Source organism: Caulobacter sp. FG7, from assembly GCF_057808875.1.
Map to the genome: position 1 here is coordinate 53,179 of NZ_JBMDIW010000019.1, position 18,692 is coordinate 71,870.

At 68.4% G+C, this 18,692-nt stretch carries 20 protein-coding genes; 9 read left to right on the forward strand and 11 right to left on the reverse strand.

Annotation, left to right across the window (positions count from 1 at the left end; translation table 11 throughout):
* Position 1 precedes the first annotated feature (1 nt).
* From ACODR1_RS16375 to ACODR1_RS16400, 6 genes are all read right to left on the reverse strand, one after another.
* A complete protein-coding gene (locus tag ACODR1_RS16375; RefSeq protein ID WP_488881396.1) occupies positions 2 to 832 on the reverse strand; it encodes an oxidoreductase in 831 nt (276 codons plus the stop codon).
* A gap of 111 nt (positions 833 to 943) precedes the next feature.
* Positions 944 to 1,372: a hypothetical protein gene (locus ACODR1_RS16380; protein ID WP_488881397.1), complete on the reverse strand. Its 429-nt coding sequence runs from the start codon at positions 1,370 to 1,372 to the stop codon at positions 944 to 946.
* A 17-nt stretch (positions 1,373 to 1,389) separates the two neighbouring features.
* Positions 1,390 to 2,112, reverse strand: a complete 723-nt coding sequence (locus ACODR1_RS16385) for an endonuclease III domain-containing protein (protein WP_488881398.1) — start codon at positions 2,110 to 2,112, stop codon at positions 1,390 to 1,392.
* Positions 2,113 to 2,175: 63 nt separating this feature from the next.
* Positions 2,176 to 2,745 carry an NUDIX hydrolase gene (locus tag ACODR1_RS16390; RefSeq protein WP_488881399.1) on the reverse strand — a complete coding sequence of 190 codons (570 nt, stop codon included), beginning with the start codon at positions 2,743 to 2,745 and terminating at the stop codon, positions 2,176 to 2,178.
* Entirely contained in the window at positions 2,742 to 3,743 is a 1,002-nt protein-coding gene (locus tag ACODR1_RS16395) for an inorganic phosphate transporter (RefSeq protein ID WP_101717329.1), read from the reverse strand. Before ACODR1_RS16395 ends, ACODR1_RS16390 begins: the two co-directional genes overlap by 4 nt.
* A gap of 12 nt (positions 3,744 to 3,755) precedes the next feature.
* Complete coding sequence (locus ACODR1_RS16400; protein WP_101717328.1) at positions 3,756 to 4,400, reverse strand: DUF47 domain-containing protein; 645 nt, start codon at positions 4,398 to 4,400, stop codon at positions 3,756 to 3,758.
* Between the two features lie 223 nt (positions 4,401 to 4,623).
* Between ACODR1_RS16400 and ACODR1_RS16405 the strand changes: the two genes are divergently transcribed.
* From ACODR1_RS16405 to ACODR1_RS16420, 4 genes are all read left to right on the forward strand, one after another.
* A complete protein-coding gene (locus ACODR1_RS16405) occupies positions 4,624 to 5,088 on the forward strand; it encodes a (2Fe-2S)-binding protein (RefSeq protein ID WP_488881400.1) in 465 nt (154 codons plus the stop codon).
* A 5-nt stretch (positions 5,089 to 5,093) separates the two neighbouring features.
* Entirely contained in the window at positions 5,094 to 7,259 is a 2,166-nt protein-coding gene (locus ACODR1_RS16410; RefSeq protein WP_488881401.1) for a xanthine dehydrogenase family protein molybdopterin-binding subunit, read from the forward strand.
* 119 nt (positions 7,260 to 7,378) lie between these two features.
* Positions 7,379 to 8,617 carry an FAD-dependent oxidoreductase gene (locus ACODR1_RS16415; protein ID WP_488881402.1) on the forward strand — a complete coding sequence of 413 codons (1,239 nt, stop codon included), beginning with the start codon at positions 7,379 to 7,381 and terminating at the stop codon, positions 8,615 to 8,617.
* 307 nt (positions 8,618 to 8,924) lie between these two features.
* Complete coding sequence (locus tag ACODR1_RS16420) at positions 8,925 to 10,175, forward strand: sugar MFS transporter (protein WP_488881403.1); 1,251 nt, start codon at positions 8,925 to 8,927, stop codon at positions 10,173 to 10,175.
* Between the two features lie 6 nt (positions 10,176 to 10,181).
* Here the strand turns inward: ACODR1_RS16420 and ACODR1_RS16425 are convergent, their stop codons facing one another.
* Both ACODR1_RS16425 and ACODR1_RS16430 read right to left on the reverse strand, forming a co-directional pair.
* Positions 10,182 to 11,168 carry a pectinesterase family protein gene (locus ACODR1_RS16425; protein WP_488881404.1) on the reverse strand — a complete coding sequence of 329 codons (987 nt, stop codon included), beginning with the start codon at positions 11,166 to 11,168 and terminating at the stop codon, positions 10,182 to 10,184.
* A gap of 126 nt (positions 11,169 to 11,294) precedes the next feature.
* Entirely contained in the window at positions 11,295 to 11,552 is a 258-nt protein-coding gene (locus ACODR1_RS16430; RefSeq protein WP_101713103.1) for a GlsB/YeaQ/YmgE family stress response membrane protein, read from the reverse strand.
* A 531-nt stretch (positions 11,553 to 12,083) separates the two neighbouring features.
* Here ACODR1_RS16430 and ACODR1_RS16435 point away from each other — a divergent pair.
* A complete protein-coding gene (locus ACODR1_RS16435) occupies positions 12,084 to 13,427 on the forward strand; it encodes a dicarboxylate/amino acid:cation symporter (protein ID WP_488881405.1) in 1,344 nt (447 codons plus the stop codon).
* Here the strand turns inward: ACODR1_RS16435 and ACODR1_RS16440 are convergent.
* The 3 genes from ACODR1_RS16440 to ACODR1_RS16450 all read right to left on the reverse strand — a co-directional run bounded on the left by ACODR1_RS16440 (position 13,414) and on the right by ACODR1_RS16450 (position 15,482).
* Positions 13,414 to 14,346, reverse strand: a complete 933-nt coding sequence (locus ACODR1_RS16440) for an AraC family transcriptional regulator (protein ID WP_488881406.1) — start codon at positions 14,344 to 14,346, stop codon at positions 13,414 to 13,416. The genes ACODR1_RS16435 and ACODR1_RS16440 overlap by 14 nt on opposite strands.
* A gap of 99 nt (positions 14,347 to 14,445) precedes the next feature.
* Positions 14,446 to 14,964 carry a TIGR02281 family clan AA aspartic protease gene (locus ACODR1_RS16445; RefSeq protein ID WP_116491275.1) on the reverse strand — a complete coding sequence of 173 codons (519 nt, stop codon included), beginning with the start codon at positions 14,962 to 14,964 and terminating at the stop codon, positions 14,446 to 14,448.
* 290 nt (positions 14,965 to 15,254) lie between these two features.
* Entirely contained in the window at positions 15,255 to 15,482 is a 228-nt protein-coding gene (locus tag ACODR1_RS16450; RefSeq protein WP_488881407.1) for a DUF1289 domain-containing protein, read from the reverse strand.
* Between the two features lie 89 nt (positions 15,483 to 15,571).
* On the opposite strand from ACODR1_RS16450, the gene ACODR1_RS16455 reads away from it, so the two are divergent.
* The 4 genes from ACODR1_RS16455 (at position 15,572) to ACODR1_RS16470 (ending at position 18,687) form a co-directional block, all read left to right on the forward strand.
* Complete coding sequence (locus tag ACODR1_RS16455; protein ID WP_488881408.1) at positions 15,572 to 15,901, forward strand: hypothetical protein; 330 nt, start codon at positions 15,572 to 15,574, stop codon at positions 15,899 to 15,901.
* Positions 15,902 to 15,974: 73 nt separating this feature from the next.
* On the forward strand, positions 15,975 to 16,871 hold the full coding sequence (locus ACODR1_RS16460; RefSeq protein ID WP_488881409.1) for a nicotinate-nucleotide--dimethylbenzimidazole phosphoribosyltransferase: 897 nt from the start codon (positions 15,975 to 15,977) through the stop codon (positions 16,869 to 16,871).
* A gap of 122 nt (positions 16,872 to 16,993) precedes the next feature.
* Complete coding sequence (locus tag ACODR1_RS16465) at positions 16,994 to 18,208, forward strand: acyl-CoA dehydrogenase family protein (RefSeq protein ID WP_488881410.1); 1,215 nt, start codon at positions 16,994 to 16,996, stop codon at positions 18,206 to 18,208.
* Between the two features lie 59 nt (positions 18,209 to 18,267).
* Positions 18,268 to 18,687, forward strand: a complete 420-nt coding sequence (locus ACODR1_RS16470; RefSeq protein ID WP_488881411.1) for an endonuclease domain-containing protein — start codon at positions 18,268 to 18,270, stop codon at positions 18,685 to 18,687.
* Positions 18,688 to 18,692: the final 5 nt, after the last annotated feature.

Here is an 18,692-nt window from a genome sequence, read left to right on the forward strand (position 1 = left end):
TTCAGCCCATCTGGCTCATGATAATCCGGTCGAAGGCCCGGTCGCCCAGCCAGCGCCGCATGGCCATCATCGGCTTGGCGTACTTGCCCACCACATAGCGCGTCCGGGGCCTGCGCGCCTTCAGCGCAGCCGACAGCACCGCGGCCACCGCGCTGGGCGGCGTGCCGCGACCCTGGCCATAGGCGCCGCGCGTCGAGCGCACGACAGCCTGGGTCATCGTCGCGTAATCGCCGCCGCCAGACCGGCGCTCGATCCCCTCGGCGACCACATCGCCGAAACCGGTTTCGATCAGGCCAGGCTCGATGACCACCACCTGGATCCCGAACGGCGCCAGTTCCAGCCGCAGGCAGTCCGACCAGCCCTCCAGGGCGTGCTTGGTGGCGTGGTACCAGGCGCCCAGCGGCGTGTAGACCTTGCCGCCCATCGAGCTGATGTTGACGATCCGGCCTTCGCGCCGCTTGCGCATCTGGGGCAGCAGCAGCTGGGTCAGCCGTGCGACGCCGAACAGATTGACCTCGAACTGGTAGCGGGCCTCGTCCAGGCCGATGTCCTCGACCGCTCCATAGAGGCCAAAGCCGGCGCTGTTGACCAGCACGTCGACGCCCCCGACCTCGTTCGCGATCTTCCGGGCGGCGGCGACAATGTCGGCCTCCCTGGAGATGTCCATGGCGATGGGCGTGGCGCCCAGCGCCGCCAGGTCGGCCATCCGCTCGACGCTACGGGCCGCGACATAGACGCGATAGCCGTCCTTCAGCAGGCGCTCGGCGAACGCCTTGCCCATGCCCGAGGAGGCCCCGGTGACCAGTGCGACCTTCTTGCGCCGTTCCAACATCGTCGATCCTTCCGTGAAAGCGCGGAGAGGATTACGAGCTCAGAGTAGGCCCCGCATTGGCGCCCGACGCCATTCGGCTTGCAGATCGCGCCAACTGGGGGTCCGAAGACGTCAGCCCAGCCACTCGTACTCGACGACGGCCCAGCCGTAGGAGCGGACCCGCCAATCGTCGGCCTCGCGCACCTGCACGAAGGTCCAGCCGCCCAGTTCGGTGAAGCGCCGGCCGTCGCGCACGCCGGTCCAGCGGGTTGGCAGGGTGAAGTGCACGGTCTGCCCCGTCAGGCTGAAGTCCTGCGGCGTCCCGAATTCATGCTTCAGCTCGCCGATCGCGCCGACATGCGCCGTCATGATCGCCCGCCATTGCGCCAGGCCTTCCTGGCCCAGGAACACGTGCGGCGCGAAGTTCTCGAGGATCGTCACGTCGCCGCCTGAGAATATTCCGTCTAGCGCGGACGCGTCGGCCGTTTCCAGGAACCGCGCCAGGGCGGCCGGAGCGGTCATCATGGCGGTGTCAGGCGTGGCGATGGCGGGCTCGGTCATGGGCCGTGCTTATCGCCTCAGCCGCGCGGTCGCCAGGCCAGCACGGTAGCGCCTTCCACGCCGACGCGGCGGCACTGGGCCTTCAGCGGGCACGCCCCGCATTGCGGCGCGTCGTGGGTGCAGACCAGCTGTCCCAGGCCGTGCTTCATCAGGCAGTGCAGCTCGAAGAGGTCGTCCGCCATCCAGGCGTCGGGCGCCTGGGCCATCAGGGCGTGATAGCTGTGGGTCGGATCGCCGGGCCCCACCAGGCCCAGCCGCTGGGCCGTGCGGTGCACATGGCTGTCGACCACCAGGTCGCGCATGGCCAGGGTGCTGAAGTTCAGGACGCTGGCGGCGACCTTCTGGCCGACGCCGGGCAGGGCGCGCAGCTCGTGCCGGGCCTGCTCGACGGTGAGGGTGCGCAGGTGGCTGAGCGACAGCCAGCCGATGCGGTCCTGGATCATGCGCAGCGCGATGGGCAGGCGGCGGGCCTTGTCCTGCGCGTGGGTGACGGTCGAGATCAGCGGCAGGACCCGTTCAGGGCCGGCGCCCGCCAGATCCTCCCAGGTTCGGAACTCCGCCTGCAATCGCAGGAACGCGGCCCAAGACACGGCGTCCAGCGTGCGGTGGCTGATCGACGACTTCACCAGCTGCGAAACCGGGTCCATCCGCGCCTTCGGGCGCTGGGGGCCGAAGGCGGCGAGCAGGGCGTCGCGCGCGTCTTCCAGCGGCGATCGGGCCAGGCGAAGGGACAGCTGCATGCGCTCGCCTCTCGTGAACATAATGAGAACATTACGTTCCGGCGGAGCGCTTGTCGAGGGGGCTCAGCCCCGGCGGCGGGCGCGGCCCCAAAGCACCGTCACGCGGCGGCGCAGGCGTTGCAGCGCGACCCGCACGGGAGTCGGGGCGGGCGCGGGTTCCGGCCGTTCCTCTTCCGGCAGGCCGACGCCGGCGAAGCGGGCGATCAGGTCGCGCAGCTGCGGCTCCTGCACGGCCAGCGCCGCCTCGACCGGGGTCATCCATTTGAGCGTCCGCTGGCCCTTCTCGGGCCAGGTTGCGTGCTCGCCGGTGACCTTCATCGGGAAGACGTCGACCTTGACCAGGCGGCCCGCGCCGCTCTTCAGGCGCTTGAGGTACTCGTAGTCGCCGAAGGGGCTCTCGACGATCACGCCGTCGAGGCCGGCCTCCTCATAGGCTTCCTGGGCCGCGGCCTGGTGGTCGAGCCGGTCCTTCATCGGCCAGCCCTTGGGGATCACCCAGCGGCGCGTCTCGCGCGACGAGACAAGCAGAATCTCCAGCGTGGCCCCTTCGCCGCGCCAGGGCAGGGCGGCGACCTGGCGACGCTTGCCGCCGCCCTTGGTCCCGCCGGTCTGCTTGACCGTCCCGTCCGTCACTGCATCCAGAACCCGAGATAGTAGAACACCGCCGCGGTCAGCGCCGCCGCCGGGAGGGTGATCACCCAGGCGACGACGATGTTCTTGGCCACGCCCCAACGCACGGCCGAGACCCGACGCGAAGCCCCGACGCCGACAATAGCGCCAGTGATCGTGTGAGTCGTCGATACCGGAACGCCGATATGCGTCGCCAGGAACAAGGTGATCGCACCGCCGGTTTCCGCGCAGAAGCCCTGCATCGGGGTCAGGCGAGTGATCTTGCTGCCCATGGTGTGGACGATCCGCCAGCCGCCGAACAAGGTCCCCAAGCCCATGGCCGTCTGGCAGGCGATCACCACCCAGAACGGGATGTGGCCCGGCTCGTTGGTGGCGCCGTGAGCGAACAGCAGGGCGGCGATGATGCCCATGGTCTTCTGGGCGTCGTTGCCGCCGTGGCCGAGGCTATACATCGCGGCCGAGACGAACTGCAGCTTGCGAAACACCTTGTCGGCCCAGAACGGCGAGCTCTTAAGGAACGTCCACGAGACCACCAGCACCAGCAGAAGGGCCAGCACGAAGCCGACCGTCGGCGACACGACGATGCCGGCCGCGGTCTTGCCAAGGCCTGCCCACTGGATGGCGCCCAGGCCGCCGACCTTGGCGACGGCCGCGCCGACCAGGCCGCCGATCAGGGCGTGCGAGCTCGAGGAGGGAATGCCCAGCCACCAGGTCAAGAGGTTCCAGCTGATAGCACCCATCAGGGCCGCGAAGATCAGCCGGTCGCTGATGATGTGCGGATCGACGATCCCCGAGCCGACCATCTTGGCCACGTGCAGGCCGAAGAACAGGAAGGCGATGAAGTTGAAGAAGGCCGCCCAGATCACCGCCCACTTGGCCGAAAGCACGCGGGTGGAGACGATGGTGGCGATCGAGTTGGCCGCGTCGTGCAGCCCGTTCAGGAAGTCGAACGCCAGAGCGACGACCACCAGGAACACCAGGATGAGGAGCGTGGGATCCACGGCGCGGGCCCTTTAGACCTGCTCGACCACGATGCCGCTGATGCGGTTGGCCACATCCTCGAAGCGGTCGACGACCTTTTCCAGGTGGCTGTAGATGTCGATGCCCACGATGAAGGCCATCGGGTCCTTGTCGCGATGGGCCAGGAACAGCTCCTTGCGGCCGATGTCGTACATCTGGTCGGCCTGTTCCTCGATCTGGGTGATCTTCACGGCCAGGTCGGAAAGACGCTGGGCGTTGTTGCGCATCTTGGGCAGCAGCGACACGGCCTCGGCCGTCAGGTCGGCGGCCTGGACGATGATCTGGGCCATCGCCTTCATCTGCGGCTCGAAGGTCGTCACCTCGAACAGGCTGACCACCTTGGCGGTCTTGCGCATCTGGTCGATGGCGTCGTCCAGCGACGTCGTCAGGTCCTGGATGTCGCTACGATCGAAGGGCGTGATGAAGCTGCGGCGGACGGCCTGCATCACCTGGCGGGTGACCTCGTCGGCCTCTTCCTCGTGCTGGTTCACCCGCGCGGTGGCCGCCTCGATGCTGTCGGCGCCGCTCATCAGGTCGCTGAGCGCCTTGGAGCCGGCCACCAGCGTCGCGGCGTGCTGGGAGAAAAGGTCGAAGAACCGGTCTTCCTTGGGCATGATCGCCCGGAACAAACCCAGCATGTCGCTTCATCCTCTGTTCGAAGCGGCGGAACGAAAAACGCGGACGTCCGTATCGGGAGCATCCGCGCATTGGGCGGACCGGAACCACGGAAGCGGCGGGCGTTCAAGCCCTGCGTGAAACTTTTGTGACAAATCGCTGCTCGGACCACGGCTGCGACGCATGGCGCTCGGCAGGTTGCGAAGGTTGCGGCAAGATGACGCTCCACCTTCGGAGTCGCGCGCAATGGCCTACACCCTGACGGTCAACGGATCGCCCCATACGGTCGACACCGAGCCCAGCACGCCCCTGCTGTGGGTGCTGCGCGACCTGCTCGATCTCGTCGGGACCAAGTACGGCTGCGGCGTCGCCCAATGCGGCGCCTGCACGGTGCATCTCGACGGCGTCCCGGTGCGGGCCTGCGTGACGCCCATTTCGCGCGTCGGGGCCAAGGCGGTGACCACCATCGAGGGGATCGCCGCCAATCCGGTCGGCGCCCGCGTGCAGGAAGCCTGGAAAAGCCTCGACGTGCCCCAGTGCGGCTACTGCCAGGCCGGCCAGATCATGTCGGCCACGGCCCTGCTGGCCGCCACGCCCAAGCCGACCGACGCGCAGATCGACGAAGCGATGGACGGCAACCTCTGCCGCTGCGCGACCTATCCGCGGATCCGCAAGGCCATCAAGTCGGCCTCCGGCCAGGCGGAGGCTTGAGCGCCATGAACGCCCCCGTCCTCTCGCGCCGCCTGTTCCTGGCCGCGTCCACCGCCGCCGGCGGCGGGCTGATGCTGGCCTTCGACCTCGAGGGCGAAGCCCGCGCCGCCGGTCCGGCCACGCTCAGCGCCTATCTGAAGGTCTCGCCGGACGGCAAGGCGACCATCGCCTCGAAGATCCCGGAAGTCGGGCAGGGAATGCGCACCGCCCTGCCGATGATTATCGCCGAGGAGCTCGACGTCGCCTGGGAAGACGTGATCGTCGAGCAGGCTCTGGCCGACACCAAGGTCTATGGCCGCCAGGTCGCCGGCGGTTCGATGGCCACTACGCTGGAGTGGGACGGCATGCGCCGAGTCGGCGCCGCCGGCCGCTGGATGCTGATCCAGGCCGCCGCCGCGAAGCTGAACGTTCCGGTCGCCGAACTGACCACCGAGCCCGGCCGCGTCGTCCACGCCGCCAGCGGCCGCAAGCTGCCCTATGGCGACCTCGCCCAGGCCGCCGCCGGCGTCGCCCCGCCCGATCCCAAGACCCTGGCGCTGAAGGACCCCAAGGCCTTCCGGATCATCGGCAAGAGCCACGCCCAGACCGACACCGACGCCATCGTCATCGGCAAGCCGCTGTTCGGGATAGATGTGCGCCTGCCGGGAATGGTCTACGCCACCTTCCTCAAGGCCCCGACCTTCGCCGCCAAGGTCGCCAGCGCCGACCTCGCCGCCGCCAAGGCCGTGAAGGGCGTGCGAGACGCCTTCGTGGTCGAGGGCGGCACGGCGCTGGACGGCCTGCTGCCCGGCGTCGCCGTGGTCGCCGACAGCTGGTGGGCCGCCCGCCGGGGCCGAAACGCCCTTGACGTCGCCTGGGCCGAGCACCCGACCAGCGCCCAGAGCACCGCCTCCCTGGCCGCCAAGGCCGCCGAATTCGCCAAGGCCGGTCCCCAACGCGTGGCCCGCGCCGACGGCGACGTCGCCGCCGCCCTGAAGGGCGCGGCCAAGGTCGTCAGCGCGTCCTACGACTATCCCTTCATCGCCCACGCGCCGCTGGAACCGCAGAACTGCACGGCCCGGGTCAAGGACGGCAAGGTCGAGATCTGGGCCCCGACCCAGAACCCCGAGCCCGGCCGCGCCCTGGTCGCCAAGACCCTGAACGTGCCGCCCGAGAACGTCACCATCCACCTGATCCGCTGCGGCGGCGGCTTTGGCCGGCGGCTGGTCAACGACTACATGGTCGAGGCCGCCTTCATCGCCAGCAAGGTCGACGCCCCGGTCCAGCTGATCTGGACCCGCGAGGACGACATCCAGCACGACTTCTACCGTCCCGGCGGCTGGCACAACTTCACCGCCGGCCTCGACGCCGAAGGGCAACTCGTCGCCTGGCGCGACCACTTCGTCAGCTTCGGCGAGGGCGAGACCTTCGTGCGCTCGGGCGGCATGAACTCCACCCAGTTCCCGGCTGGCGCGGTGGCCAACTACCAGCACGAGGTCTCGGTGATGCCGCTGGGCATTCCGACCGGACCGCTGCGGGCTCCGGGCAACAACGCTTTCGGCTTCGTGATCCAGAGCTTCACCGACGAGGTGGCCCTGGCCGCCAAGACCGACCCCGTGGAGTTCCGCCGCAAGCTGCTGGGCGAGCCGCGCCTGATCGGGCCGGAAGGCCAGAACGACAGCTTTCACACCGGCCGAATGCGCGGCGTGCTCGACCTCGTCGCCGAAAAGTCCGGCTGGGGCCGCAAGCTGCCCAAGGGCAGGGGGCTGGGGGTGGCCTGCCACTTCAGCCATCTCGGCTATGTCGCCGTGGTCATGGAGGTCTCGGTCGCCAAGGGCGAGGTCAAGGTCGAGAAGGTATGGGTGGCCGCCGACGTCGGCCGCCAGATCATCAATCCCACCGGCGCCGACCATCAGGTGCAGGGCTCGATCCTCGACGCCATCGGCAGCACGCTGCGCCAGAAGATCACCTTCGAGAACGGCGCGGCGGTGGAGAGCAATTTCGGCGACTTCCCGCTGCTGCGGATGAGCGAGACCCCGCCGATCGAGGTGCACTACCTGCTCAGCGACAATCGCCCGACGGGCCTGGGCGAGCCGGTTTTGCCGCCCGCGCCGGCGGCGCTGTGCAACGCCATCTTCGCGGCCACGGGCAAGCGCATCCGCAGCCTGCCGGTCGGCGACCAGCTGGCCTGAGCCAAAGACCCGCGACATAGCGTCCCAAGGCCGCGCTTTGGCCTTGGGAACGCCGATTCTGAACCACGTTCTTAACCTTGTCGGCCGATCCTCGAAGCTTGAATTCGGGGAGCGGGAACATGGGCGAACACGTCGAGACGCTGGTGATCGGGGCCGGGCCCGCCGGGCTGTCGGCGGCCCACGCGCTGGCCTGCGCAGGTCGGACCGTGACAGTGCTCGAGGCCCAGGCTTACGTCGGCGGCGCGGCGCGCACGCTTTCGTTCGAAGGTTTCCGCCTGGACGTTTCGGGACGTCGCCTGTCGTCGGCCGATCCGGCCATCCGCGCCTTCTGGACGGCGCTGCTGCCCGACGAACTGGAGATCGCCCCCGGCGTGATGCGCCTGGAAGGCGAGGGGCGCGCGCGTCGCGGCCAGCCTGGCGCGGCCCTGGGCGCCATGATCAGCGCCAAGCTGCGCCCCATCGCCAATTCCAAGACCCTGGGCGAATGGCTGACCCGGCGGTTTGGTCGTCGCGTCGCCCGTCGCCTCAGCGCCTATGCCGAAAAGCTCTGGGCCCTGCGCCCGGAGGAAACCCCGGCCCGGCCGGCTTGCCCGAGCTTCCGCTCCGAGGCCGGGATGCGGCCTCGCCAGGGAACGGGCCAGTTATGGAAGGCCTGCGCCGAGGCGGTCGTTCAGGCCGGCGGTGAAATCCGCCTGGAGCGCAAGGTCAGCGGCCTGCGGCGCGACTGGGCCACCGGTGTGTGGACCGTGTCGACCCAGGCGTCCGATGGCGGCGAGGAGGTCTTCACCGCCGACCAGGTGATCTCGACCATGCCCCTGCGCGAGCTGATGAGCGCCTTGACCCCCACGCCGATCAGCCTCTTCCACGCCTGCGAGTTGATGTACCGCGACCAGGTGACGGTCGCCTTCACCGCCGCGCCGGGCCGTCGCCGCGCGCCGGCCCTGGCCGAGATCCACGGCGCCTCGATCAAGGCCGCCCGCGCCCGGGCGCTGGAGGGCGAGGCCCTGGCTCTGGACTACTACTGCTTCGAGGGCGACGCCCTCTGGACGGCCGACGACGAGACCCTGATCGCCCAGGCCTCGGCCGAGGCCCGCCGCCTTGGCCTGATCGCCGCCGGCTCGGTCCGCGACGCCCAGGTCGTGCGCCAGCGCAAGGTCCATCCGATCCACGACGAGGCCTGCGACGAGCACCTGAAGATGATCGGCCTGGACCTGCGCCTGCACTTCGCCGGCCTGCACCTGGCCGGCCGCGCCGGCGCCCACGGCGACAGCGCCGACGATCAGTCCATCCGCACGGGCCTCTCCGCCGCCGCCTCGGTCCTGGGCCGCGTCGTCGCCCCGAGCCGTATCGCGGCTTAACGCTCAAGATCCTCCCCCTTCAGGGGGAGGTGGCCCGAAAAGCCGGAAGGCGGACGTTCTCAGCTGCCGCCGCGTCCAACAGTCATCCCCACCGATCCCCCCCACAGGAAGAGGCTCCGGAGCCCCGCTGATACCGGTCTCAATGGGAAGTGAACCTGCTTCAAGGTTGACAACGTTGTCACGTTCGGGGTGACTACGCCGTCCCGCGAAAGACGGACAGGGGAGAGAAACAGAGATGGCAGGCATGGGCGGCGCGGCCCCGGTAAACGGCGGCGCGAGTGGAAAAGGGCAGACGCTGCTGCCCTTCGTGATTCTTCTTTTCTTCGCCTGGGGCTTTTCGACCTGTCTGGTCGACCTCGTGGCGCCGGCGCTCAAGTCTCTGTTCTCGCTGAGCAACTTCGAAACGGGCCTGACCCAGTTCGCCTTCTTCATCGGCTATGCCGTCGTTTCGCTGCCGGCCAGCTTCCTTCTGGCCAAGGTCGGCTATCTGCGCACCGTCGTCGTCGGCCTGCTGGTCATGATGATCGGCTGCCTGATGTTCGCCCCGGCCGCCAACGCCGGCGTCTATGAGGGCTTCCTGGCGGCGCTGTTCGTGCTGGCTTCGGGCATCACCATCCTGCAGGTGGCCGCCAACCCGCTGGTCGCCATCCTGGGCAAGAGCGAGACCGCCTCGGCCCGCCTGACCTTCGCCCAGTTCCTCAATTCGGTCGGCACCTTCCTGGCCCCCTTCGTCGGCGCGGCCCTGATCCTCAGCCACATCGAAAAGGCGCCGGATCCCGCCACGCTGACCGCAGCCCAACTGGCGGTCGTGCGCCACACCCAGGCCCAGGCCGTGCAGACGCCCTACCTGATTATCGCCGGCGTGCTGCTGGCCCTGGCGGTGCTGTTCTGGCTGCTGCGCAAGAACCCTGCCGCGCCGCGCGCCGAGAAGGCCGTCGGCGTCGGCGAGATGCTGGGCATGCTGAAGTATCCGCGCCTGGCCTTCGCCGTGCTGTGCATCTTCGTCTATGTCGGCGCCGAGGTGGCCATCGGCACCTACATGACCACCTATCTGAGCCAGCCGAGCACGCTTGGCCTGACCCTGGCCAAGGCCGGCAGCATGGTCGCCTGGTACTGGGGCGGCGCCACCATCGGCCGCTTCTTCGGCTCGTTCATCCTGGCCAAGGTCTCGCCCGGCAAGGTGCTGACCGTCGCCTCGCTGGCCGCCATCGTGCTGATCCTGGTCTCGGCCTTCAGCGTCGGGCCGCAGGCCGGCTACGCCCTGATCGCCATCGGCTTCTTCAACTCGATCATGTTCCCGACCATCTTCACCCTCGGCATCGAGGGGATGGGTCACCGCACGCCCCAGGCATCGGGCCTGCTGTGCATGGCCATCGTCGGCGGCGCGATCATTCCGCCCGCCACCGGATTCCTGGGCGACCATTTCGGCCTGGGGCTGGCCTTCCTGCTGCCGGCCGTCTGCTACCTAGTGATCGCCGCCTTCGGCTGGTCGGCCCGCAAGCCGGCGCCGGCGCTGTTCGTCCAGGACGAACTGGCTGCGGCTCCGGCGGCGGAATAGGCGGCTCTAGAACCGGCCGGGCTTCCACCCGTCCGGTCCCGACAGAAAGCGGCGGGGCGCCCAGCGCTCCGCCGTTTTTGCGTCCAGGGCGTGGGCGCTGGGCTCGCGGGCCGCCGGATCGGCCCCGCGTCCGGTCGAGGCGTACTCGGCGTAGTAGGCGGTCTTGAAGGTGTCGGTCTTGCCCGGCGTCCATTCGCGCCAGCCCTTGGGCTGGAGGTCGGCGTCGATCCTGGTGCGCAGGAAGACCACCGTGGCGTAGGGCCGCCAGGCGCGGCCCAGCCACAGCTTGCCCACCTTCGGGTCTGCGGTGATCGTGCAGCGGTCGAAGACGTAGCCGCTGTCCTGATCGGGCGCGTTCTTGCTCTGGGCGGTGATCATCACCGTGGCGTTGGCGATGCCGTGGATGGTGCAGCGGTCGAAGACGGCCTTGCTGTCGCCGAAGATGAAGTCGACGTGGCCCTCGATGTAGCAGTCGCGAAAATACTGCCGGCTCGGCGGCTTGCCCTTGCGGCTGGCGGCGTAGAGCGTGTCCTGCGCGCCCAGCAGGCGCACCTTGTAGAGCTGGGCCCGGTCGCCCATCAGCGCCAGGGCCACGGCCTGCGAAGGCTGGTCGTTGTTGAGGTGATAGTCGTTCTGGATGGTCAGGTTGCGGGCCAGGAAATCATCGCCCGACACCGTCACCGAGGAGGATTTCAGCGTACCGCCGACCGTGGCCGAGGCGTCGCCATAGACCAGCACCACGTCCTGCGGCCGCTTGCCCTTGCCCACAAGCCGAACGCTGTTGCGAGGCACGGAGAGCTTCTCGCGATAGGTCCCGGGCGCGATGGCGATCTCGCCGCCGGTATCGGGCAGGGCGTCGATGGCGGCCTGAAGAGTGTGGTGATCGGCCTTGCTGTCTGCCCCCACGGTTAGCCGCAACGGCGCGGCGCCGATCAGGGCGGTCAGGGCCGTGGCGGCCAGGGCCAATCGCCCGACAAGACTGTAGTGAGCCATGCGTAGTCCTCCCGACCTGTTTTCGCCAGGAGTATGACACCGGTGGACATTTCGCTAGTCGCCACAAAAGAAAACGCCTCCGGCCTGGGGCCGAAGGCGTCGTTCCTGTTCGGGATCAGCTCGTCGCTACAATGCGCGACGGCCGGCCAGCAGATGATAGATGGCCAGCACGATCACCGCGCCGACCGTGGCCACCAGCAGGCTGTAGAGGTTGAAGCCCGATACGCCCGAGGCGCCGAACTGGTTGAACACGAAACCGCCGACCAGGGCGCCGACGATGCCGAGCACAAGGTCGACGAGCAGGCTGCCGCCGCTACGGCTGACGAGCTTGCTGGCGATGAAGCCGGCCACGAGACCCAGAACGATCCAGGCGAGAATGGACATGAGCGCCTCCTGAACATTTCCTGGCGCGCCGCAGCGCGTCTGATGCAGAAGAAAGGCGCTTCCCAAGACTTCGTTCCGACACGATCGCGTGTATCGGCGGCGTATATAAGCCGGCGTCGCTTGGAACTTCTCAGCGCTTGCCGACGCGCTCCTGGATCACCGCCAGCAGCTTTTCCACCGGGCCGCGACCGAGCAGGATGAACAGGCCGGATCCGATGATCGCGCCGAACAGGAAGGAGAGGCTCATGGCGGCTCCGGAAGATCGAGATGGGGCAGGGGGCAAGGCCACCCTAGGGAGCGCCCGGCGTGTTTACCATGTGACATGCCGCCACCCCTAATTCCGACCGAAGTAGTGGAGCTTTCAGTTTGGCTGACGCCGGATCGCACAAAAACTGGTTCGACCGCCGCGCTCATATGCGCGAGCAGGAAATTCCAGTTTCGAAGCTTGGTGGTGCGTGTCGTCGCCGGGCTTTGCGTGCTTCTTGAGTTGAACGGCGACTGATCACCGCCGAATGTGAGCAGGAACGACCCATGGCCCAGGCGACAGCCCCTTCCAGCCGCTTCATAAGCGGCTTCGGCGTGCAGGTCCTCGTCGGCATGGTCGCCGGCCTGGCCCTCGGCCTGCTGGCTCGGCGCCTAGGCGTCGAGGAGGGGCAGGCGGGTCATGCCCTGGCCGAGACCCTGCATCAGGTCGGCTCGATCTTCATCCAGCTGCTGCGCGTGCTGGTGCCGCCGCTGGTCTTCACCGCCATCGTCGCCAGCATCGCCAACCTGCGCGAGCTGCAGAACGCCGCGCGCCTGGTCTGGAAGACCCTGTTGTGGTTCGCGATCACCGCCCTGATCGCGGTGGCCATCGGCATCACCCTGGGCGTCGCCCTGCAGCCGGGCGCCCATGCCGCGCTGGACGCCGCCGCCGCCACCGCGCCGCGCACCAACGGCTCGTGGCTCGATTTCCTCACCAGCCTGGTGCCGTCCAACATCCTGGGTCTCAACGCCTCGACCAAGGTCGGCGAGGCCGGCGCCAGCACGTCGCTGTCGTTCAACGTGCTGCAGATCCTGGTCATCGCCCTGGCGGCCGGGATCGCCGCCCTGCGGGTCGGCCCGGCCGGCGAGGGCTTCCTGGCCTTCAACGCCTCGGCCCTGGCGGTCGTGCGCAAGGTGCTGAGCTGGGTCATCCGCCTGACGCCGATCGGCACGGTGGGCCTGCTGGGCAACGCCGTGGCCCAGTATGGCTGGACCACCCTGGGTCAGCTCGGCGCCTTCACCGGCGCGATCTATCTGGGCCTGGCTCTGGTGCTGTTCGTGGTCTACCCGATCCTGCTGACCGCCCATGGCCTGAACCCGCTGAAGTTCTTCGCCAGCGCCTGGCCGGCCGTCCAGCTGGCCTTCGTGTCGCGCTCGTCGATCGGCACCCTGCCGGTGACCGAGACCGTCACGGAAGGCGGCCTGGGCGTTCCGCGCGCCTATGCCGCCTTCGCCGTGCCGCTGGGCGCGACCACCAAGATGGACGGCTGCGCGGCGATCTATCCGGCCCTGTCGGCGATCTTCATCGCCCAGTTCTACCATCTGCCGCTGGGCCTTACGGACTACGCGCTGATCGTCGCCGTCTCGGTGCTGGGCTCGGCCGCCACGGCCGGCCTGACCGGCGCCACGGTGATGCTGACCCTGACCCTGTCCACCCTTGGCCTGCCGCTCGAGGGCGCGGGCCTGCTGCTGGCCATCGACCCGATCCTCGACATGGGCCGCACCGCCGTGAACGTCGCCGGCCAGGCGCTAGTGCCGACCCTGGTGGCCAAGCAGGAAGGCATTCTCGACCAGGCCGTCTATGACGCCGCCGCGGGCGTCGCGCCGGAAGGCGCCGTCACGCAGTCCTGACGAGCTCAGGGCGCGTGCGCAGCCGCGTGGCGTCGCGCAGCGGCGGCGCCCCGAACAGCCGGCTGTATTCGCGGCTGAACTGCGAGGGGCTGTCGTAGCCGACATTGTGGCCGGCCGTGGCGGCGTCCAGCCCCTGGGCCAGGATCAGCCGCCGCGCCTCCTGCAGGCGCAGCTGCTTCTGGTACTGCAACGGGCTCATGGCGGTGACCGCCTTGAAGTGCTGGTGCAGCGCCGACGGGCTCATCCGGGCCTCCGCCGCCAGGGTCTCCATCCGGAACGGGCGCTGGTAGTTGGTCTTCAGCCAGTGAATGGCGCGCGAAACCTGCCCCAGGCGACTTTCGCAGGCGGCGATCTCGCGCAGGCGCGGGCCCTGGTCGGTGCGCAGCAGTCGGTAGAGGATCTCGCGCTGGATCAGCGGCGCCAGGACCGGAATGTCGCCCGGCGTCTCCAGCAAGCGCACCAGCCGCACGACGGCGTCGAATAACTCCGGCGTGGTCGCGCTTAGAGCCAGGCTGGGGGCAGGCGCGTTGCGTACGGGGCCTGGGTCGATCTCGAGGATCAGTTCGTTCAGCCGGCGCGGATCGATATCGAGCCGCACGCAAAGGTAAGGCGCGTCGGCGCTGGCCTCGATGACCTGGCCGACGACGGGCACGTCCACCGACACGACGAGAAAGCGGGCGTGGTCGTAGACATAGACCTCCTCGCCCAGCATCACCTGCTTGCGGCCCTGGGCGATGATGCAGACCGCGGCCTCGTGCACGCCGTGCACCGGCGGGCTGGGCTGCGACATCCTGGCCAGCCACATGCCGCCGATAGCGGTCGGGTGAACCCCGTCGGTCGAGACGGATCGTTCAATCGCCTCGGCTAGAGCCGGATGGCGAGGGCAGCCAGCCTGGGCCGGCGCTGAGGTGATGAGCATGACCCTAGGTTAGCGCAGAACCGCGCTGGCGCCCATGCGGGCGAAACGGCTCTCGCAGGATCGTGCAAGAATTCCGGGCGATCATGCGCCCGGCCAATCTCAGGGATGCAGGATCAGCGATCGCGGCGTGGCCTCGAAGCGCGACAGTCGGCCCAGATAGCTCATGCCCAGCAGCGAGGTTTCCAGGCCGCTCTCGATCACCAGGGCGTCGACATTGGCGACCTTGGCGCCGGCGATCGCCACGCTGCCCAGCTTCACCGAGGCCGCGCGTGTGCGGCCGTCGGCGGTGACGACATCGTACTCGTAGTTCAGCTTGGTCACGTCGATGCCCAGGCGCTGGGCGTCGGCCTTGCTGAGCGAGACGGCGGTGGCGCCGGTGTCGACGAGGAAGCGAACGGCGCGGCCGTCGACCTTGGCCTCTGCCCAGAAATGACCGTCGGCGCCCTTGGTCAGTTGTGCGGCGCCGGCGTCGCCCAGCGTCGCGGCGGCCGCCGTGGCGGGCATGGTCTGGGGCGATTGGCGGAGCGTGCTGTCCAGCGAGGTCACGGCCTTGGCCGCGCCCACCGCCGACAGCGCACCGACAATCGCGATCGCCGTGAACTTGAACATCGAAGACACCCCGCCTTGCAGGCTTTTCGGTCGTTTCTACGACCCTTGTCCGGGACATTAGCCGGAAAGACGTTTGCAAGCGGTGAATGGCAGGGCGAATTTACTTGGTTAACAAGTTGCTGCGCTTTTCGCTAATTAACTCGGCGTAACGTTGATGCGGCAACATGTAATAAAGTTCATGGACTGGATTTAACTTCAAAGCTTGAGCTCAGAGCGTCATCTTCATCTTCGTCAGACGGACGCTTCGGGGATAACTTAGATGCAGAACAAAGAAATGCTGTCGAGAACCTGAAGACCAATCAGGTATGCGCACCCGACTGGGCGGCCATCAGGCTGTCCATCGGATCGGGGCGATGGGGCAGGGCGGCCATGATCTTCGCCCGTTCCTCGTCGCTGTAGCGCGACCAGCCGGCGATCTCCTGCAGGGTCCGCCGGCAACCCAGGCAGAAACCGGACGCACCATCCACGGCGCACACCTTGATGCAAGGCGTGACGATGGGGCGGGGCGGGCGGTTTTCTGAAGTCATGACCGAATGTCGCCATCCGCGGCGTCGGGCGCAAGGCGCCAGACGCGATGCGGCTCTGCGCCCAGATTTTCAATCAAGAGGGACCAACCATGCGTATCGCCACCATCCTGTTCGCCGCCGCTTCGATCGCCGCTGTCGCCGCTCCGGCCCTGGCCGCCGAGCGCGTCACCGACGCCCAGTTCATTCAGGCCAACCGCTGCCTGGGCCTGACCGAGGCCAAGGCCCTCGGCGAGGCCGATCCGGCCGCCCTGAAGCAGTTCATCAAGGACCAGCGCTCGGGCCGCCACGTCTTCACCTCGGACCGCGCCGACAACGCCCGCTCCGACGCCAAGCGCGCCGCCTCCAAGGCCGACGAAGCCACCAAGGCGAGCCTGATCCTGGAACGCGACGGGACCTGCAAGGACCTGGCCGCCAGCTGATCGCGCGCCGCCTGAACCATGTTCCGCGTCCTATGCGCTTGCATCGGGCGCGGACTGGCTTAAGTCGGCGGCCATGAACGCTTCCGCTGCCGCCTCGCCCTTCGCCGACATCCGCCGCCTGGCCGCCGATCTCCCGGCGCCGGGCGTCTTCGTACCGCCGGCCGACGGCGGCCGCCTCGCCGAGATCTCGGCCTGGCTCACCGCCTGGACCGGCCGCACCCCGCCGTCGGTCAACCGTCCGGTCGTGGCGCTGTACGCCGGCGCTCGCCAGGGCGTTGGCCCGCGCGGCTACGCCCGCGATCGTCTCGAGACCATCGCCGCCGGCGGCGTCACGGTCAGCCGCATGGCCGGCTCGCAGGGCGCGGGCCTCGAAGCCTTCGATCTCGCCATCGACCGCCCCACGCCCGATGCGCGCCAGAAAGCCTCGATGAGCGAGAAGGAATGCGCCGCCACCATGGCCTTTGGCATGGAGGCCCTGGCCAAGCAGCCCGACCTGCTGATTCCCGGCGTCATCGCCGCCGAAGCGCATCGTGACGCCGCCGCCATCGCCCTTGCGCTGTTCGGCGGCGAGGCCTCCGACTGGGCGGCCGGCGAAGTCGCCGCCGACGTGGCCGCCGCCGTCGAGCGCGCCCGCGGCGAGAGCGACCTTTCCGATCCGCTGGAAGCGCTGCGCCAGCTGGGCGGCCGCGAAACGGCCGCCGTGGCCGGCGCCATTATCGCCGCCCGTGTCCAGAAGATTCCGGTCCTGCTGGACGGCTACGCGGCGACCGCCGCCGCGGCCGTGCTGCATGCGATCGACCCCGACCTGATCACCCACGCCGTCGCCGCCCATGTCGGCGGCCCTGGCCACGCCCGCCTCCTGGCGGCGCTGGGCAAGGCGCCGCTGGTTTCGCTGGAGATCGACGACGAAGAGGGTGTCGGCGGCGTGTCCGCCCTGGCCCTGGTGCGCCTGGCCTGCGAGGTCCGCTGACCACTATGAGTGAACGACGTTTACGTTGACCTTTGCGTCATCTTTCCAAACGCTCGTTCGACCCCTATCATCCTCCCGAAACAACAAGACGCCGGCTCAGCCGGCCTGTTCGGGAGCGCGCAATGAACCTCGATTTTTCGCCCGAAGACCTGGCCTTCCGCGACGAGGTTCGCGCCTTCATCGCCCAGAACTATCCGGAAGGCCTGCGCGAGCGCCAGGAAGAGGGCGAGGAGATGTCCAAGGAGGACTTCCTCTCCTGGCACCGCACCCTGGCCCAGAAGGGCTGGGTGGCGCCCGCCTGGCCGGAGAAGTACGGCGGCCCGGGCTGGACCTCGGTGCAGCGCTACATCTGGTCGGAAGAGACCGCCCGCGCCGACTGCGTGCCGATCCTGCCGTTCGGCATCAACATGGTCGGTCCGGTGATCTACACCTTCGGCACGCCCGAGCAGAAGGAACGCTTCCTGCCGCCGACCCTGTCGGGCGAAATCTGGTGGTCGCAGGGCTATAGCGAACCGGGCGCAGGCTCGGACCTGGCCAGTCTGAAGACCAAGGCCGAGCGCTTCACCGGCGACGACGGCAAGGAATACTACCTGGTCAACGGCCAGAAGACCTGGACCACGCTGGCCCAGCACGGCGACTGGATCTTCTGCCTGGTCCGCACCGATCCCAACGCCAAGATCCAGGAAGGCATCTCGTTCCTGCTGGTCGACATGAAGTCGCCGGGCGTGACCGTGCGGCCGATCATCACCCTGGGCGGCGAGCACGAAGTCAACGAGGTCTGGCTCGAGAACGTCAAGGTGCCGGTCGAGAACCGAATCTTCGACGAGAACAAGGGCTGGACCTGCGCCAAGTTCCTGCTGGCCCACGAGCGCTCCGGCATCGCCGGCGTCGCCCGCTCCAAGCGCGGCATCGAGCGCATTCGCCAGATCGCCTCCACCGAGTTGTCTGACGATGGCGACGCGCTGATCCGCGACCCGATGTTCAAGCGCAAGATCGCCGAGCTGGAGATCGACCTGGCCGCCCTGGAATATACCGAACTGCGCACCCTGGCCGGCGAGGCCGCGGGCAAGGGGCCGGGCCCGGAATCCAGCGTCCTGAAGATCAAGGGCACCGAGATCCAGCAACGGATCACCGAACTGGCCCTGGAGGCGGCCGGTCACTACGGCGCGCCGTACTTCCGCGGCTTCCCGAAGGACGGCGACAACGCCCATCCGATCGGCCCCGACTTCGCCCACCGCGCCGCGCCGACCTATTTCAACGTCCGCAAGACCTCGATCTACGGCGGTTCCAACGAGATCCAGCGCAACATCATCGCCAAGATGGTGCTGGGCCTTTGATCTGATCCTGATCGATTGCAGTTCCCCTCCCCCTTGCGGGGAGGGGGCAGGGGGTGGGGGTGTCAGCACGAACGCCAGGACCTTTGCACACATCCGATCGAGCAGATCGAGCAGCCCGCAGGATGCGCCGCGAGCCGACATTGGCGGAAAAGCTGTTCTGGAAGGTGCTCAAGAAGGCCGAGATCCCAGGATCTCACTTTCGCCGCCAAGCGCCCTTCGGGCCCTACATCGTGGATTTCGTCTGCCATCACCATCGGCTGATCGTCGAGGTGGACGGCGGGATCCACGCCCTGGACACGGTGGCCGCCCGCGACGCCGAACGCCAAGCCTGGCTGGAGGCGCGGGGCTATACCGTGATCAGAGTCCCAAACGAGTTAGCGATCTACGACCCGCATTCGGCTGTTCAGCGCGTGCTTTCCACGATCGGCGCTGACACCCCCACCCCTAACCCCTCCCCGCAAGGGGGAGGGGAACCATAAGAGGA

Coding starts and splice junctions, on each gene's coding strand:
- ACODR1_RS16380 (WP_488881397.1), bottom strand. CDS start 1,372: ATGACCGAGCCCGCCATCGCCACGCCTGACACCGCCATGATGACCGCT.
- ACODR1_RS16410 (WP_488881401.1), top strand. CDS start 5,094: ATGAACGCCCCCGTCCTCTCGCGCCGCCTGTTCCTGGCCGCGTCCACC.
- ACODR1_RS16415 (WP_488881402.1), top strand. CDS start 7,379: ATGGGCGAACACGTCGAGACGCTGGTGATCGGGGCCGGGCCCGCCGGG.
- ACODR1_RS16440 (WP_488881406.1), bottom strand. CDS start 14,346: ATGCTCATCACCTCAGCGCCGGCCCAGGCTGGCTGCCCTCGCCATCCG.
- ACODR1_RS16400 (WP_101717328.1), bottom strand. CDS start 4,400: ATGCTGGGTTTGTTCCGGGCGATCATGCCCAAGGAAGACCGGTTCTTC.
- ACODR1_RS16435 (WP_488881405.1), top strand. CDS start 12,084: ATGGCCCAGGCGACAGCCCCTTCCAGCCGCTTCATAAGCGGCTTCGGC.
- ACODR1_RS16385 (WP_488881398.1), bottom strand. CDS start 2,112: ATGCAGCTGTCCCTTCGCCTGGCCCGATCGCCGCTGGAAGACGCGCGC.
- ACODR1_RS16375 (WP_488881396.1), bottom strand. CDS start 832: ATGTTGGAACGGCGCAAGAAGGTCGCACTGGTCACCGGGGCCTCCTCG.
- ACODR1_RS16460 (WP_488881409.1), top strand. CDS start 15,975: ATGAACGCTTCCGCTGCCGCCTCGCCCTTCGCCGACATCCGCCGCCTG.
- ACODR1_RS16405 (WP_488881400.1), top strand. CDS start 4,624: ATGGCCTACACCCTGACGGTCAACGGATCGCCCCATACGGTCGACACC.
- ACODR1_RS16455 (WP_488881408.1), top strand. CDS start 15,572: ATGCGTATCGCCACCATCCTGTTCGCCGCCGCTTCGATCGCCGCTGTC.
- ACODR1_RS16465 (WP_488881410.1), top strand. CDS start 16,994: ATGAACCTCGATTTTTCGCCCGAAGACCTGGCCTTCCGCGACGAGGTT.
- ACODR1_RS16425 (WP_488881404.1), bottom strand. CDS start 11,168: ATGGCTCACTACAGTCTTGTCGGGCGATTGGCCCTGGCCGCCACGGCC.
- ACODR1_RS16430 (WP_101713103.1), bottom strand. CDS start 11,552: ATGTCCATTCTCGCCTGGATCGTTCTGGGTCTCGTGGCCGGCTTCATC.
- ACODR1_RS16450 (WP_488881407.1), bottom strand. CDS start 15,482: ATGACTTCAGAAAACCGCCCGCCCCGCCCCATCGTCACGCCTTGCATC.